12 protein-coding genes are annotated in these 16,378 nt (G+C 73.7%); 10 read left to right on the top strand and 2 right to left on the bottom strand.

The genetic code is table 11. The annotated features are described in order from the left end of the window. Positions 1–52: 52 nt before the first annotated feature. From AB0L89_RS14550 to sucD, 7 genes are all read left to right on the top strand, one after another. Positions 53–1,186 (top strand): AAA family ATPase, encoded by a 1,134-nt coding sequence (locus tag AB0L89_RS14550; protein WP_365139746.1) that lies wholly within the window; start codon positions 53–55, stop codon positions 1,184–1,186. Continuing rightward, complete coding sequence (locus AB0L89_RS14545) at positions 1,183–3,558, top strand: DUF5682 family protein (protein WP_365139743.1); 2,376 nt, start codon at positions 1,183–1,185, stop codon at positions 3,556–3,558. Before AB0L89_RS14550 ends, AB0L89_RS14545 begins: the two co-directional genes overlap by 4 nt. Further along, positions 3,555–4,724, top strand: coding sequence for a VWA domain-containing protein (locus tag AB0L89_RS14540; protein WP_365139740.1), 1,170 nt, complete (start codon positions 3,555–3,557; stop codon positions 4,722–4,724). Before AB0L89_RS14545 ends, AB0L89_RS14540 begins: the two co-directional genes overlap by 4 nt. A 124-nt stretch (positions 4,725–4,848) precedes the next feature. Next, entirely contained in the window at positions 4,849–5,817 is a 969-nt protein-coding gene (locus AB0L89_RS14535) for a hypothetical protein (RefSeq protein WP_365139737.1), read from the top strand. Positions 5,818–5,990: 173 nt separating this feature from the next. Further along, complete coding sequence (locus tag AB0L89_RS14530; RefSeq protein ID WP_365139735.1) at positions 5,991–7,187, top strand: hypothetical protein; 1,197 nt, start codon at positions 5,991–5,993, stop codon at positions 7,185–7,187. A gap of 302 nt (positions 7,188–7,489) precedes the next feature. Further along, positions 7,490–8,668: an ADP-forming succinate--CoA ligase subunit beta gene (sucC, locus tag AB0L89_RS14525; protein WP_365139732.1), complete on the top strand. Its 1,179-nt coding sequence runs from the start codon at positions 7,490–7,492 to the stop codon at positions 8,666–8,668. A 21-nt stretch (positions 8,669–8,689) separates the two neighbouring features. Further along, positions 8,690–9,574 (top strand): succinate--CoA ligase subunit alpha, encoded by an 885-nt coding sequence (sucD, locus tag AB0L89_RS14520; RefSeq protein ID WP_359331074.1) that lies wholly within the window; start codon positions 8,690–8,692, stop codon positions 9,572–9,574. 80 nt (positions 9,575–9,654) lie between these two features. On the opposite strand, the gene AB0L89_RS14515 is transcribed toward sucD, so the two are convergent. Next, on the bottom strand, positions 9,655–11,136 hold the full coding sequence (locus AB0L89_RS14515; protein ID WP_365139729.1) for a helix-turn-helix domain-containing protein: 1,482 nt from the start codon (positions 11,134–11,136) through the stop codon (positions 9,655–9,657). Between the two features lie 108 nt (positions 11,137–11,244). Between AB0L89_RS14515 and AB0L89_RS14510 the strand changes: the two genes are divergently transcribed. Beyond that, complete coding sequence (locus tag AB0L89_RS14510; protein ID WP_365139726.1) at positions 11,245–12,975, top strand: DUF6350 family protein; 1,731 nt, start codon at positions 11,245–11,247, stop codon at positions 12,973–12,975. A 27-nt stretch (positions 12,976–13,002) separates the two neighbouring features. On the opposite strand, the gene AB0L89_RS14505 is transcribed toward AB0L89_RS14510, so the two are convergent. Further along, positions 13,003–13,782, bottom strand: coding sequence for a hypothetical protein (locus tag AB0L89_RS14505; protein WP_365139723.1), 780 nt, complete (start codon positions 13,780–13,782; stop codon positions 13,003–13,005). Positions 13,783–14,048: 266 nt separating this feature from the next. Here AB0L89_RS14505 and purN point away from each other — a divergent pair, with 266 nt between their 5' ends. Together purN and purH are read left to right on the top strand one after the other, a co-directional pair. Then, on the top strand, positions 14,049–14,672 hold the full coding sequence (purN, locus tag AB0L89_RS14500) for a phosphoribosylglycinamide formyltransferase (RefSeq protein WP_365139868.1): 624 nt from the start codon (positions 14,049–14,051) through the stop codon (positions 14,670–14,672). Continuing rightward, positions 14,669–16,246 (top strand): bifunctional phosphoribosylaminoimidazolecarboxamide formyltransferase/IMP cyclohydrolase, encoded by a 1,578-nt coding sequence (gene purH / locus AB0L89_RS14495; protein WP_365139720.1) that lies wholly within the window; start codon positions 14,669–14,671, stop codon positions 16,244–16,246. The genes purN and purH overlap by 4 nt, the downstream gene beginning before the upstream one ends. The last annotated feature ends 132 nt before the right edge of the window (positions 16,247–16,378 follow it).

Below are 16,378 nucleotides of genomic sequence, written 5' to 3'. Positions count from 1 at the left end.
GGAGACACATCCGGGCCAGATGTGCCCGGACGAGCTGGAGGGGGATCGCTCCATGACCGTTTCCGTCGACTCGACCGCGTCCGCGACCGCGAATCCGGCCGCGCCCGCGCAGACACTGCGGCCGCACGCCGAGGACGCGTTCGCGACCGAACTGGCCGCCCTCGCCGCGCAGGACGACCGGCCGAGGCCGCAGCGGTGGAAGCTCTCGCCGTGGGCCGTGGCGACGTATCTGCTCGGCGGCACGCTGCCCGACGGCACGGTGATCACGCCGAAGTACGTGGGGCCGCGCCGCATCGTCGAGGTCGCCGTCACCACCCTCGCCACCGACCGCGCCCTGCTGCTGCTCGGCGTGCCCGGCACCGCCAAGACCTGGGTGTCCGAGCATCTCGCCGCCGCCGTCAGCGGCGACTCGACCCTGCTCGTGCAGGGCACGGCGGGCACACCGGAGGAGGCGATCCGCTACGGGTGGAACTACGCGCAGCTGCTCGCGCACGGCCCCAGTCGCGACGCGCTCGTGCCCAGCCCCGTGATGCGGGCCATGGCGGAAGGCATGACGGCGCGCGTCGAGGAGCTGACCCGCATCCCCGCGGACGTGCAGGACACGCTGATCACGATCCTGTCGGAGAAGACCCTGCCGATCCCGGAGCTGGGGCAGGAGACGCAGGCCGTGCGCGGCTTCAACCTCATCGCCACGGCCAACGACCGCGACCGCGGGGTCAACGACCTGTCGAGCGCCCTGCGCCGCCGCTTCAACACGGTCGTCCTGCCGCTGCCGGAGAGCGCCGACGCCGAGGTCGACATCGTCTCGCGCCGCGTCGACCAGATCGGCCGCTCCCTCGACCTGCCCGCGGGCCCCGAGGGCATCGACGAGATACGCCGTGTCGTCACCGTCTTCCGCGAGCTGCGCGACGGCGTCACCGCCGACGGGCGTACGAAGGTGAAGTCGCCCAGCGGCACGCTCTCGACGGCCGAGGCCATCTCCGTCGTCACCAACGGCCTCGCCCTGGCCGCCCACTTCGGAGACGGCGTGCTGCGCCCCGGTGATGTCGCGGCCGGCATCCTCGGCGCCGTCGTGCGCGACCCCGCCGCGGACCGCGTGATCTGGCAGGAGTACCTGGAGGCGGTCGTGCGGGAGCGGGACGGCTGGAAGGACTTCTACCGCGCGTGCCGCGAGGTGAGCGCATGACGACAGCCACGGAGAGGGGCGGCGGGGCGCCGCTGCTGCTCGGGGTGCGGCACCACGGGCCCGGGTCGGCGCGCGCCGTGCGTGCCGCGCTGGACGAGGCGCGGCCCGACGTGGTCCTCGTCGAGGGACCACCGGAGGCCGACCCGCTGGTGGAGCTCGCCGCCGACGAGGGGATGCGGCCGCCGGTCGCGCTGCTCGCGCACGTGGTGGACGAGCCGGGCCGGTCCGCGTTCTGGCCGCTCGCCGAGTTCTCCCCGGAGTGGGTGGCGATCCGGTGGGCCGTCGCGCGGGGCGTACCGGTGCGCTTCTTCGACCTTCCGGCGGCGCACTCGCTGGCGCGCGCGGAGGAGGAGCCGGACGCAGGGCACGAGGAAGGACACGACGCAGGGCGCGAGGAGGGGCGGGAGGCGGCCGCGGAGGGGGAGGACGCGGTGCGGATCGACCCCATCGCCGTGCTCGCCGAGACGGCCGGGTACGACGACCCGGAGCGGTGGTGGGAGGACGTCGTCGAGCACCGCGGGGCCGCCGGCGACGCGTTCGCCCCGTTCGAGGCGCTCGCCGAGGCCATGGGGGCGCTGCGCGAGACCTATGGCGACGGCGGGCATACCCGTGACCTGGTGCGCGAGGCGTACATGCGGCTCCACATACGCGCCGCTCTCAAGGAGTTCGGGCCCGAGCGGGTCGCCGTGGTGTGCGGGGCCTGGCACGTGCCCGCGCTGCGGCGCAGAACCACCGTGGCGGCCGACCGGGCGCTGCTCAAGGGGCTGCCCAAGGTGAAGGCCGAGCTGACCTGGGTGCCCTGGACCCACCGCCGGCTCTCCCGGGCCAGTGGGTACGGCGCGGGGATCGCCTCCCCGGGGTGGTACGGCCACCTGTTCAGCGCCCCCGACCGGCCCGTCGAGCGCTGGATGACGAAGGTCGCGGGGCTGCTGCGCGACGAGGACAGGCTGGTCTCGTCCGCCCACGTCATCGAGGCGGTGCGGCTCGCCGACACGCTCGCCGCGATGCGGGGACGTCCGCTGGCCGGGCTCACCGAGACGACCGACGCCGTGCGCGCGGTGATGTGCGAGGGCTCGGACGTGCCGCTCGCCCTCGTGCACGACAGGCTCGTCGTCGGCGACGTGCTGGGAGAGGTCCCCGAGGCGGCGCCCGCGGTGCCGCTCCAGCGCGACCTCGCGCGGCTCCAGCGCCGCCTGCGGCTCAAACCGGAGGCGCTGGAGCGCGAGCTGGAGCTCGACCTCCGCAAGGACACGGACGCGGCGCGCAGCAGGCTGCTGCACCGGCTGCGGCTGCTCGGCATCGGCTGGGGCGAGCCGGTGGCGTCCCGGGGGAGCACGGGGACGTTCCGCGAGACCTGGCGGCTGCGGTGGGAGCCGGAGCTCTCCGTGCGGGTCGCGGAGGCGGGGGTGTGGGGCACGACGGTGCTGGGCGCGGCCACGGGCAGGGCGGCGTCCGACGCGGTCGACACGGGGGCGCTCGCCGAGGTCACCGCGCTCGCCGAGCGGTGCCTCCTGGCCGATCTGCCGGACGCGCTGCCCGTGGTGATGCGGGTGCTCGCGGACCGGGCGGCGCTGGACGCGGACGTCGGGCACCTCGCGCAGGCGCTGCCCGCGCTCGTGCGGGCCCTTCGCTACGGGGACGTCAGGGGGACCGGGACGGAGGCGCTCGGCGAGGTGGCCCTGGGGCTCGCCGAGCGGGTCTTCGTGGGGCTGCCGCCCGCGTGCGCGGGACTGGACGCGGAGGCCGCGCTGGAGATGCGGGGGCACGTCGACGCCGTGCACCAGGCGGTGGGGCTGCTCGGCGACCTGCCGCTGGGCACGGCGGACACCCGCGCCCGGTGGTTCTCCGTGCTGCGCGTGCTCGCCCGGCGCGACGGGGCCGCCGGAGTCGTCCGGGGGCGGTGCGTGCGGCTGCTGCTGGACGGCGGGGAGCTGGAGGACGAGGACGTCGCCCGGCTCATGGGGCTCGCGCTGTCCCGGGGGAGCGAGCCCGCCGAAGGGGCCGCCTGGATCGAGGGGTTCGTCGGGGGCGGATCCGGCGGCGGGATGCTGCTCGTGCACGACGAGCGGCTGCTCGGGCTCGTCGACGACTGGCTCTGCGGGGTGTCGGACGCCGCCTTCGTGGACGTACTGCCGTTGTTGCGGCGCACCTTCTCGGCGTACGAGCCCGGCGTGCGGCGGACGTTGGGGGAGCTGGTGCGGCGGGGCACGTCCGGGGCGGGGGCCGCGGTGAGCGGGGGAGGCGTGCCGGGCTTCGGCGGGGAGAGCGACACCGTGCGCGCCGACGCCGTCGAGCCGGTCGTGCGACTGCTGCTCGGCCTGCCGACGGTGACGGGAAGCGACAGCGACGACCTTGCGGGGGTGGCGGGATGACCGAGGCGACCGACGAGCGGCTGCGGCGGTGGCGGCTCGTGCTCGGCGGCGAAGGGGCCGACGGGACGGGGTGCGCGCTCGCGGGGCGGGACGCGGCGATGGACGGCGCGCTCACCGCGCTGTACGGGGGAAGGGACGACAAGGGCGGCCGGCCGCGGGAGCGCTCGGCGGGGCTCGGGGCGTCGGCGCCCTCCGTGGCGCGCTGGCTCGGGGACATCCGGACGTATTTCCCCTCGTCCGTCGTCCAGGTCATGCAGCGCGACGCCATCGACCGGCTCGGGCTCTCCACGCTGCTCCTGGAGCCCGAGATGCTGGAGGCCGTGGACGCGGACGTGCACCTGGTGGGCACGCTCCTCTCCCTCAACAAGGCCATGCCGGAGACGACCAAGGAGACCGCGCGTGCCGTCGTGCGCAAGGTGGTCGAGGACCTGGAGAAGCGGCTCGCGACGCGGACCCGTTCCACGCTCACCGGCGCGCTCGACCGCAGTGCCCGGATCAGCAGGCCGCGCCACCACGACATCGACTGGAACCGCACGATCGCGGCCAACCTCAAGAACTACCTGCCGGAGTACCGCACGGTCGTCCCCGAGCGCCTCATCGGGTACGGGCGGGCGTCGCAGTCCGTGAAGAAGGAGGTCATCCTCTGCATCGACCAGTCGGGGTCGATGGCCGCGTCCGTCGTCTACGCCTCGGTGTTCGGGGCCGTGCTGGGCTCCATGCGCTCGCTCGACACGCGGCTCGTCGTCTTCGACACGAACGTCGTCGACCTCACCGACCGGCTCGACGACCCGGTCGACGTCCTCTTCGGCACCCAGCTGGGCGGCGGGACCGACATCAACCGGGCGCTGGCGTACTGCCAGTCGCAGATCACCCGCCCCGCCGACACGGTCGTCGTCCTCATCAGCGACCTCTACGAAGGAGGCATACGCAACGAGATGCTGAAGCGGGTCGCGGCGATGAAGGCGTCCGGAGTGCAGTTCGTGACGCTGCTCGCGCTCTCCGACGAGGGGACGCCCGCGTACGACCGCGAGCACGCGGCGGCGCTCTCCGCGCTGGACGCGCCGGCGTTCGCCTGTACGCCGGACCTCTTCCCGGACGTGATGGCCGCGGCGATCGAAAGGCGCCCTCTTCCCATACCGGACACGAGCGCGGGGAACCGGACATGAATACGCATCGGTAACAGGGGGCTTGCGCTCCGGCGGGCGTCCCGTGCGAGGATCGTCGCGCCTCATTCGCGGAGCGACAGGTTCCGCCCCACCCCGTCCCGCCTCCCAGAGGACTTCCTCCGTCTTGACGTCAGTCTCCGCGGCTACGGCCGTTCCGTCCGGTGCTGTTGTGCGCTTCGTGCGCGCGGCGGCCGGTCGGCGCGCGCTGCAAGTGGTGCTGGTGCTGGGCGGGTTGATGGTCCTCGGTCTCCTCCTCGGAGGGCGGGCGCAGGCGGCGGACGGGCCGGTGGGCGGCGCGGACGCGGTATCGGCGGGGCAGGCGCGGCCGTTGAAGTCGGCGGCCGAGCCGGTTGCCGATCCGGTTGCCGAGTCGACTGCCGAACCGATTGCCCCCTCGGCTGCCGACTCGACCGCCGAGCCGGTCACTCGTACGGTGCGGCACGCCGCCGATGCCGTGACGGAACCAGTCGCGGAGCCCGTCGCGCGACCCGCGGTACGTCCCGCCGTGCGCCCGGTCGTACGTCCCAACGTGCGCCCGCTCGTACGCCCCGTCGGCGAGGTCGTGGACGGAGTGGCCGGGACCCTGCCCGAGGCGTCGGACCCGTCGAAGCTGCTTCCCGGGCACGGGACGCCGCCCGGTTCGGGCGACGGAGCCGGGCGGGGCAGCGGTGCGGAGCCCGCGCCCGCTCATGAGGGCGCGCAACCGCCGGGCAAGGCGGGCGAGCGTGCCGACTCGGCGTCGGGGCGGGATCGTTCGGCCGAGCGTCGGCCGGTCGGGCCGCGGGCCGACTCCGCGTACATGAGCGCGATCCGGTGGGCCGACGGCGCGTCGGTGCGTGACCGCGACGCCCACGGTGGCGTCGTCGCGGGCGAGTACGGCACCGGGCGCCCGTCCCTTCCCTCGCCCGTGCCGCCGGGCGGGAGCGTCGTCAACGCGACGGCGGGTGACGGGGGTTCCTCGCGACCCGGTGATCTGCACGCCGCCGCGTTCGGCGGCCGGACGCCGGTCCGGCACCTGGTCGGTCCCGGGTTCTCCCCGGACCACGCACTCCTTCGCGACAGACACCGGGACATCCCCGAATTCCCTGGCTAGGGCAGCCCTTTCCCCGCGACGACCTGCCGCGCGGGGGCGGAACAGGTCTGCCCGCCGGTCACCGGACATCCGTATCCCCGGATCTCCGAACGACCGGGTTCACAGCCAGAGCTCGACGACAGCGCGTCCTGCGGACGGCCGCCGAGCTCGCATTCGAAGGATCCGACGCAAGCATGAACAAGAACATCCGCCGTTCCATCGTCATCGCCGCCGGTGTCACAGGTGCCTGGGCGCTCGGCTCCGCCGTCGCCAGCGCGGACGAGCTGCCCCAGCACTCCATCGCCGTGCCGGACCAGGCGTCCGACGCCGTCGCGGACGTCAAGGGCGCCGTCGACGACGTGGACGTCAGCAAGGCCCGGGGCGCCGCCGAGGACAAGGTCTCCGAGGTCTCTGGGGTCTCCGAGGTCTCCGGGGTCAAGGAGAAGGTGTCCGACGCGCGCGGCACGGTCACGTCCGTCGACCGCGACCAGGTGCGGGACCAGGTGCGGGACCAGGTGCAGGACCAGGTCCAGCGGCACGTCCAGGACCGGGTGCAGACGCCCGAGGCGCCCGCCGTCGGCTCCATCGACGCGCCGACCGCCGACGTGCCCGCCGTCGACTCCATCGACGCGCCGACCGCCGACGTGCCCGCCGTCGACTCCATCGACGCGCCGACCGTCGACGCGCCCACCGTCGACTCCATCGGCTCCATAGACGACGTCGACTACCTCTTCGGCCCGCTCTCCGCCTTCGCCCCCGACCTGGAGAAGACCCTGGCCGACGCCCCCGGCCACGCCCAGGGCGCCACGGGCGCGGCCACCGCCACGGTCACGGGCGCGGCCACCGGCGCCACCACCGCCGCCTCCCCGGTCGTCGACCAGACCGCCGCCTCCGTGCTGCCGCCCGTCGCCGCCACCGCCGTCGACGGCGTGCTGCCGGTCGCCGGGCAGGCCGTGGGCGACGTGTCGTACCTCGCGGAGGGCGTCGTCGGTGACGTGCAGCCGTTCGCCGGCGGGGTCGTCGGGGAGGTCCCGCCGTTCGCGCAGGCGGTCGTCGGCGACGACGCCCGGCCGTTCGCGGGCGGGGTCGTCGGCTCGGTCACGCCGCTCGTGCAGGGCGTCACCGACCAGGTGCAGCCCGTCGTGCAGGGCGTGGGCGGCAGCGCGCACGGGCTGGCGCAGGGCGTCACCGGTGACGTGCGGCCGTTCGCGGGCGGTGTCGTCTCGCAGGTGCAGCCGTTCGCGCAGGACGTGGCCGGAACGGTCGCCCCGGACGCCCGGGCGGTCGCGGGCAACGCCGTCACCGGCGTCCAGGGCGTGACGGGCGACGTGGCGCCCGACTACCTGCCGACATACGAGGCCGTCGCCTCTCAGGTCCCGTACACCGCCTGAGAGAACAGCTGATCGCTGGAGCAACGCGAGCAAACGGGCGGCCCCTGACGCAGCGGGGGCCGCCCCTTGCCCCGCCCGCCCGGGCGCGCCGGACACGATCTGTGACCGTCATCACCGCCCAAATGTGATCTGCAATTTAGGGACCTACGTCCTGCGGCGATAACCTGCGGGACGGACATGCCGCGTAATGGACTCCGTCCTACGCCTCCCCTGTGACAGCGCAGTCACGTTGCCCTCCGCGGCACGCCCACGCAGACAGCTGACCGCAAAGCAGCGAGATCACGGATAAGGGACGGACGCGCGTGGACCTGTTCGAGTACCAGGCGAGGGACCTCTTCGCCAAGCACGGTGTACCGGTGCTGGCCGGTGAAGTCATCGACACGCCTGAGGCGGCGCGCGAGGCCACCGAGCGGCTGGGCGGCAAGTCGGTCGTCAAGGCGCAGGTGAAGGTCGGCGGCCGCGGCAAGGCCGGCGGCGTGAAGCTGGCGGCGGACCCGGACGAGGCCGTCGCCCGTGCGACGGACATCCTCGGCATGGACATCAAGGGCCACACGGTCCACAAGGTGATGATCGCCGAGCTGTCCCCGGAGATCGAGGCGGAGTACTACGTCTCGTACCTCCTGGACCGCACCAACCGCACCTTCCTCGCCATGGCGTCGGTGCAGGGCGGCATGGACATCGAGGAGGTCGCGGAGAAGACCCCCGAGGCCCTCGCGAAGGTCTCGGTCAACGCCGTCGACGGCGTCGACATCGAGAAGGCCCGCGAGATCGTGGCCCAGGCGAAGTTCCCGGCCGAGGTGGCCGAGGGCGTCGCCGAGGCGATGGTGACCCTGTGGGACACCTTCGTCGCCGAGGACGCGCTCCTCGTCGAGGTCAACCCGCTGGTGAAGACCAAGGACGGCCGCATCCTGGCCCTGGACGGCAAGGTGTCCCTGGACGCCAACGCCGACTTCCGCCAGCCGGAGCACGAGGCCCTCGAGGACAAGGACGCAGCCAACCCGCTCGAGGCTGCTGCCAAGGCCAAGGGCCTCAACTACGTCAAGCTCGACGGTGAGGTCGGCATCATCGGCAACGGCGCGGGTCTCGTCATGAGCACCCTCGACGTCGTCGCGTACGCCGGTGAGAACCACGGCGGCGTGAAGCCCGCGAACTTCCTCGACATCGGTGGCGGCGCCTCCGCCGAGGTCATGGCGAACGGCCTGGAGATCATCCTCGGCGACCCGGACGTCAAGTCCGTCTTCGTCAACGTCTTCGGCGGCATCACCGCCTGCGACGAGGTCGCCAACGGCATCGTGCAGGCCCTGGAGCTGCTCGCCTCCAAGGGCGAGAAGGTCGAGAAGCCGCTGGTCGTGCGCCTCGACGGCAACAACGCGGAGCTGGGTCGCAAGATCCTGTCCGACGCCAACCACCCGCTCGTGCAGCGTGTGGACACCATGGACGGCGCGGCCGACAAGGCCGCCGAGCTCGCGGCCGCGAAGTAAGGGACGAGGGACAGAACAGCCATGGCTATCTTCCTCAACAAGGACAGCAAGGTCATCGTCCAGGGCATGACCGGTGCCACGGGCATGAAGCACACCAAGCTCATGCTGGGTGACGGCACCAACATCGTCGGCGGCGTGAACCCGCGCAAGGCCGGCACGTCCGTCGACTTCGACGGCACCGAGGTCCCGGTCTTCGGCACGGTCAAGGAGGCCATGGAGAAGACGGGCGCCAACGTCTCCGTCCTCTTCGTGCCGCCGGCCTTCTCCAAGGCCGCCGTCGTCGAGGCGATCGACGCCGAGATCCCCCTCGCCGTCGTCATCACCGAGGGCATCGCCGTCCACGACTCCGCCGCCTTCTGGGCGTACGCGAAGTCGAAGGGCAACAAGACCCGCATCATCGGCCCGAACTGCCCCGGTCTCATCACCCCGGGCCAGTCGAACGCCGGCATCATCCCGGGCGACATCACGAAGCCGGGCCGCATCGGCCTGGTCTCGAAGTCCGGCACGCTGACCTACCAGATGATGTACGAGCTCCGTGACATCGGCTTCTCCTCGGCCGTCGGCATCGGTGGCGACCCGGTCATCGGCACGACGCACATCGACGCCCTGGAGGCGTTCGAGGCCGACCCCGAGACCGACCTGATCGTCATGATCGGCGAGATCGGCGGCGACGCCGAGGAGCGCGCGGCGGACTACATCAAGGCCAACGTGACGAAGCCGGTCGTCGGCTACGTCGCCGGCTTCACGGCGCCCGAGGGCAAGACCATGGGCCACGCCGGCGCCATCGTCTCCGGCTCCTCCGGCACCGCGCAGGCGAAGAAGGAGGCCCTTGAGGCCGCCGGCGTCAAGGTCGGCAAGACGCCGACCGAGACGGCGAAGCTGGCGCGCGCCATCCTGGCGGGCTGACCCCAGCCTCTGAAAGCGGGCCTGCACCTCTTGCGAGGTGCAGGCCCGCTTTCGTTTTCTGGCGCGAGCCGCGCGGGCCGCTACTCCGGCCGCGGTGCCAGGCGTTCCGGGCCGTTCGGGAGTTGCGTGCGGAGTCTGGCGCGGAGTTCCTCGTCCTCGTACGAGAGGGGGCCCGGACCCATGCGGGGCGGTACTCCGCTGATCGCCTTGCCCGGGGACTGCGGGGGCTCGTAGTGCGTCGGGGCGGTCTTCAGGGTCAGGGCCGTCGCCCCGATGATCAGCGTCGTGAACGCGATCGCCGCCCGGGTCCAGAAGCGGGCCCGGTGCTCGCTGCCGGTGCGCACGCGGTCCGCCTTCGGCGTCCGCAGCTTCTCGGCGCCGCCGACCTCGCCCAGGCGCCGGTGCACCGCCTCGGGGGTCGCCAGCTCGGGCAGCCGCGCGGCGATCGCCTCGCGCGCGTGCAGCAGGCGGTTCGCGGCGGCGGGCGTGCTCGCCTCCGTCTCGGCCGCGGTCTCGGGCAGGTCGAGGCCGACGCCGTCGTACAGCAGCAGGGTGCGGCGCTGCGCGGGCGGCAGGTCCAGGAGTACGTCGAGGAAGGCGCGGTCGGCCGGTGCGGCGGGCGGGGCGTCGGGGTGGCGCTGGCTGGGGCGGAAGCGGTGCCAGGGCGACATCGCGTACTCGTACGCGGCGGCGCGGACCCAGCCCGCGGGGTCGCGGTCGACGGCCACCTCGGGCCAGCGCTGCCACGCCGTCTGGAAGGCGCGCTCCACGGACTCCTGGGCGAGGGCCCTGCGGCCCGTCAGGAGGTAGGTCTGGCGGACCAGGGCGGGGGCCGTGCGGGCGCAGAGGGCGTCGAAGGCCTGGGCCGGGGTCAAGGTGCCGTGGGCGGGCTGCGCGGGGGCCTCGGGCCGGGCTTCCCGGGCCGCCCCCGGCTTCGGATCCGCCTTGCGCCGCGCGTCCGGCCTCGGCTTCGGACGGCCGTTCCGCACGGCGGTCGCGGCGGCCGCCACCGGCGTGGGGCCCTGCGGCTTCGCCGCGCGTTTCGCGGCCGGCTCGGGTCGCGTCCTGGACCTGCCGCCGTCGGCGGGGCGTGCGCGTCCGTCCCCGATGTCGCGGCCCCGTACGCGGCCGAGCAAGGGCGAACCTCTGCGCGGTGCGGAACGCCCGCCCGCGACGGGGGCGGTGGCGACCGGCTCCTCGGCCGTCCTCTCCGCCCTCCCGCTCGCCTTGGGCGCTTCAGTCGTTCCGGCCGTTCCAGCCGTTCCAGCCGATTCGGCCGATTCGGCCGTCTTGGGCGTCGACTCGGCCTTCTCGGCCGTCGTCGCGGCCTTGTCCGCGGTGTTCGCCTTGCCCGCCTTCTCCACCGCGATCGCGTTCAGGAGTTTCGCGTACGCCTCGCGCTTGCGGCCCCTGGGGTTGGTGCGGCCCGTTTCCCAGGAGCGGACCGTTTCGCGCGTGACGCCCACCTTCGCGGCGAGGTCGGCCTGGCTCAGCGACTTTGCCTCGCGCAGCCTGCGGCGTTCCTTGGGGGACGGCAGCGGGACGGGAGGGCTCTGGGTCATGTCTCAGCCGTTCCGCCGTACGAAAAAGTACATAAACGTATCTTGAGCGACACATCCGGTATTCGCCTGTTACGACGAGAAAGCGCGTGTCGTTGGGAGCATGGCCGTGTGACCCAGACCACCGAGCACAGCGCCTCGTCGCCGCCCCTGAAGCCGCCGCGCGAACGGGCCCGTGACCGTTCGCCCGGACTGGCCACCTGCGTGGTCGGCGGGGCCGTCGCCGCGGGCCTGGGGCTCGGCTCGTTCGCCGTCCTGGTGATGGTGCTGTGGATCAGCTCGCCGTATCCCGACAGCGGTCCCGGCGGGGCGCTGCACGTCGCGGCGGGGCTGTGGCTTCTCGCGCACGGCACCGAGCTGATCAGGACGGACACGCTCTCGGGGACACCCTCGCCGATCGGTGTGACACCGCTGCTGCTCGTCGTCCTGCCGTGCTGGCTGCTGCACCGGGCGGCGCGGGACGCCGCGGCCCCCGAGGGGCGCGGGCACCCCGTGCGGACGGCGTGGTGCGGGGTGGTGGCGGGCTATCTGCTGGTCGGCGCGGCGGCGGCGCTCTACGCGGCGGGCGGTGAGCTGCGGCCCGACTGGATCGGCGCGGGCGTGCACGTGCCGCTGCTCGCCGTGGGCGCGGCCGGGTTCGGGGTGTGGACGGCGCACGGGCGTCCGCGCGGGCCGCTGCCGGGGTTCCTGCGGCGCGCGCTGACCGCGCTGCCCGACGGGGTGCGGGGGCTGTTCGTACGCGGTTTCTTCGTGCGGCGTCGGGCGCTGGCCCTCGCGCGGGCCGCGGCGGCGGGGACGGTGGTGCTCGTCGGGGGCGGCGCGCTGCTCGTCGCGGTGTCGCTGGTGCTGCGCGCGGGACCGATGCAGATGTCGTTCGCGCAGGTCACGGACGTGTGGTCGGGGCGGCTCGCGGTGCTGCTGCTGGCCCTCGCGCTGGTGCCGAACGCGGCGGTGTGGGGCGCGGCCTACGGCCTCGGACCCGGTGTCGCGCTCGGCACGGGAAGCGTCGCGGGGCCCCTGGCCGTGGACGCCGGGCCGCTCCTTCCGCCGTTCCCGCTGTTCGCGGCGGTGCCGCCGGCCGGACCGGGGTCGCCGCTGAGCTGGTCGGTGGCCGCGGTGCCCGTGGTGGCGGGGCTCGTGGTGGCGTGGTGCACGGTCCAGGTGGCGGCGCCCGCCTTCGGGGAGCGGGACGAGGCCTGGTCGCGGGGGCGGACGGCCGCGGGCGCGGCGGTGGCGGCGGCCCTGTGCGGGGCGGCGATGGCGGTGCTCGCGGCGCTGGCGGGCGGGCCGATGGGCGTGGCGGTGCTCGCCGAGTTCGGGCCGGTGTGGTGGCAGGTGGGCCCCGCGGCGCTGGGCTGGATGGCGCTGGTCGGCGTGCCGACGGCGCTGGGGCTGCGGGCCTGGCGGCTGCGGGAGCCGTCCGGCGCGGGGCGGTGGGGATGGGTGCCGCGGCCCCGGCTGCCGAAGATGCGGGAGCCGCGCATGCGGATGGCGCGCAGGGGGGTCCCGCAGGTGCGGCTTCCGCGCGTGCGGCTCCCGTGGTCCGCGCGGACGGCGGACGACGCGCCTGCCGTACCGGACGCTCCGGAGCCCCCGGAGGCCCCGTCCGCGAAGGCCCCGGAAGCCCCGGACGGGCCGCCCGCCCCGGCACCTCAACTCTTCGAGCCGTACGACTTCCTGCCGCAGCCCCCGGACATGGACCCCGCCGCCACCTGGCACGACGACACCGCCCGCGAGGCCCGCTGGCAGGCCCTGAAGGAGGCCGGCGAACGGGACGCCCCTGAGCGCGCCCCCGAGCGGGGCCCACAAGCGAAGAACCCGCCCACCCCGGCAGCGGAGTGAACGGGTCCCCAGGAGGAGAGGTCCGCGCTAGTCGTCGTCCTGCTCGCCCAGCAGCGGACGCAGCTGCTTCGGCAGCAGGTCCTCGCAGTTCTGCTTCGACGCGCTGGTCAGGGCGTCGTCCACGCACGTGTAGTAGTCGCGGTACACCAGCTGGGCCGTGAACGTCCCCGCCACCATCACCAGCGCGAGCGCCCCCGTCACCAGGCCGCTGACCGCGGCCGTCGTCTGCGGCCGCGTGGACGGCCGGGCGGCCGGCTGGTCGGCCCGGGGAGCGGCACCCTGGGCGGCGGGCGCCGTCGCGTCCGGCGTGCGCGGCTTGGCCCGCAGCGCCTGGACGGCCCACATCAGCGCGAGCGCGCCGAGCAGCAGCGCGACGTAACGCCAGCCGAACAGTGCGAAGAAGAAGGCCCACATGCCGGAGAGCAGGGCGTAGCGCGCGCGGCGCTGGGCCGGGTCCGTCGGGTCCCAGCGCAGCCCGCCGCCGTTGCCCGGTCCGGAGGGGCCCTCCTGCTGGGGGCCGCCCTGCTGGCCGGGGCGGTCGCCGAAGCCGCCGGGGGAGCGGCCGGGCTGGCGGTCGCTCCACTGGCTGCCCCACGGGGAGCCCTGCTCACCGCCCTGGGAACCGTCCGGGGCGGAGTCGCCCGAGGGACGGCGCGGCTGCCACGGCCGGTCCGGTGTCCCCTCAGGCGGTGGCGCGAAGGGGTTGTCGTCGTCCTTGCCCGTTCCCCGGGCACCCGAGCCCCGGGACTCCGGCCCCTGGGAATCGGAGTCCTGCGGTGGAGACGAAGGGCGGCTACGGTCCGGCATCAGGTGTGCGTCTTCCCCTTGGTAGGGCCGTGGTGGAGCCGTCGCGCGGCTCGGCAACTCGGCATTCGTCGGTATTCAGGCGCCTTCCCCCCAGACGCTACCTCCCGCCTACGCCCCCGTCCCGTGAGGGGCGGTTCCGTGTGCCGGTATCGTTGCTGACGGTCGGCCGCTTCGTAGAGTTCCCCGTATAGCGGGGCTCGAAGCCTTCGTACGACCGTACAAAGACGCACCTTCCGAGAAAGGGCCCCGCTGTGGCCGAGAGCGCTGTGGTCGCGCGTCCCAAGCGACTCGTCGTGCTGGTCTCCGGGTCGGGCACGAATCTTCAGGCCCTGATCGACACCATCCGCGCCGAGGGCCCCGGGGCCTACGGAGCCGAGATCGTCGCCGTCGGCGCCGACCGCGACGGCATCGTCGGCCTGGAGCGCGCCGAGCGCGCCGGGCTCCCCACGTTCGTCTGCCGGGTGAAGGACCACGCGACCCGCGACGAGTGGGACGCGGCCCTGGCGGAGGCGACCGCCGCGCACGAGCCGGACCTGGTGGTCTCCGCCGGGTTCATGAAGATCGTGGGGAAGGAGTTCCTCGCGCGCTTCGGCGGGCGGTTCGTGAACACGCACCCCGCGCTGCTGCCCAGTTTTCCGGGGGCCCACGGTGCGCGCGACGCGCTCGCGTACGGCGTGAAGGTCACCGGCTGCACCGTCCACTTCGTCGACGACGGCGTCGACACCGGCCCGATCATCGCCCAGGGCGTGGTCGAGGTACGGGACGAGGACGACGAGAGCGCTCTGCACGAGCGCATCAAGGAAGTCGAGCGCACGCTGCTCGTCGATGTCGTGGGGCGTCTGGCCCGGCACGGCTACCGCATTGAGGGACGAAAGGTTCTTATCCCGTGACCGCCGAAGCTACGAACGCGTCCGCCGCGCAGCGCCCCGTCAAGCGCGCGCTGGTCAGCGTCTACGACAAGACCGGCCTGGAAGAGCTCGCGCGCGGGCTGCACGAGGCGGGCGTCGAGCTCGTCTCCACCGGTTCGACCGCCGCGCGGATCGCCGCCGCGGGCGTGCCCGTCACCAAGGTCGAGGAGCTCACCGGCTTCCCCGAGTGCCTGGACGGCCGGGTCAAGACCCTCCACCCGAAGGTCCACGCGGGCATCCTCGCCGACCTGCGCCTGGAGGACCACCGGCGGCAGCTCGCCGAGCTGGGCGTCGAGCCCTTCCAGCTCGTCGTCGTGAACCTGTACCCCTTCAAGGAGACCGTCGCCTCGGGCGCCACGCCCGACGAGTGCGTCGAGCAGATCGACATCGGCGGCCCCTCCATGGTCCGCGCCGCCGCCAAGAACCACCCCTCCGTCGCGGTCGTCACCGACCCGAAGCGGTACGCGGACGTGCTCGCGGCGGTCAAGGCGGGCGGCTTCGACCTCACCGCGCGCAAGCGTCTCGCGGGAGAAGCGTTCCAGCACACCGCCGCGTATGACGTGGCCGTCGCCTCCTGGTTCGCCGACGACTACGCCGCGGCCGACGAGTCCGGCTTCCCCGAGTTCCTCGGCTCGACGTACACGCGCGACAACGTGCTGCGCTACGGCGAGAACCCGCACCAGGGCGCGGCCCTCTACGTCGACGGCACGGGCGGCCTCGCCGAGGCCGAGCAGCTGCACGGCAAGGAGATGTCGTACAACAACTTCACGGACACGGACGCCGCGCGCCGTGCCGCGTACGACCACGACGAGCCCTGCGTCGCGATCATCAAGCACGCCAACCCGTGCGGCATCGCGATCGGCGCGAACGTCGCCGAGGCGCACCGCAAGGCGCACGCCTGTGACCCGATCTCCGCGTACGGCGGCGTGATCGCCGTCAACCGCCCGGTCTCCAAGGAGATGGCGGAGCAGGTCGCCGAGATCTTCACCGAGGTCATCGTCGCGCCCGAGTACGAGGACGGCGCCCTCGAAGTCCTCACCAAGAAGAAGAACATCCGCGTCCTGCGCGCTCACCAGGCGCCGTCCAACGCCGTGGAGGTCAAGCAGATCGACGGCGGCGCGCTGCTCCAGGTCACCGACCGCCTCCAGGCCGACGGCGACAACCCCGCCAACTGGACGCTCGCCACGGGCGATGCGCTCAACGCGGGCGAGCTCGCCGAGCTCGCGTTCGCCTGGAAGGCGTCCCGCGCGGTCAAGTCCAACGCGATCCTGCTCGCCAAGGACGGCGCCTCCGTCGGCGTCGGCATGGGCCAGGTCAACCGCGTCGACTCCGCGAAGCTCGCCGTCGAGCGGGCGGGCGAGGAGCGGGCGCGTGGCTCCTACGCCGCCTCCGACGCGTTCTTCCCCTTCCCCGACGGCCTGGAGATCCTGACCGCCGCGGGCGTCAAGGCCGTGGTGCAGCCGGGCGGTTCGGTCCGCGACGAGCTGGTGGTCGAGGCCGCGAAGAAGGCGGGCGTCACGATGTACTTCACGGGGACGCGGCACTTCTTCCACTGATCTTCCCCTGAGCGGGACCCGACTGTTCTTCCAGCGAACGGGACCCGACGTACGAACGGCGGTGGCCGTCCGGGCGCCGTGCCGCCCAGCTCGCGCCGGAGCTTGCGTTCCAGGGCGGGCCTGGCGAGTGCG

It is taken from the genome of Streptomyces sp. NPDC052114, from assembly GCF_040680155.1.
Classification (GTDB): domain Bacteria; phylum Actinomycetota; class Actinomycetes; order Streptomycetales; family Streptomycetaceae; genus Streptomyces.
Note: the sequence above shows the minus strand (reverse complement) of the source record. Positions and strands in the feature narration are given on the sequence as shown.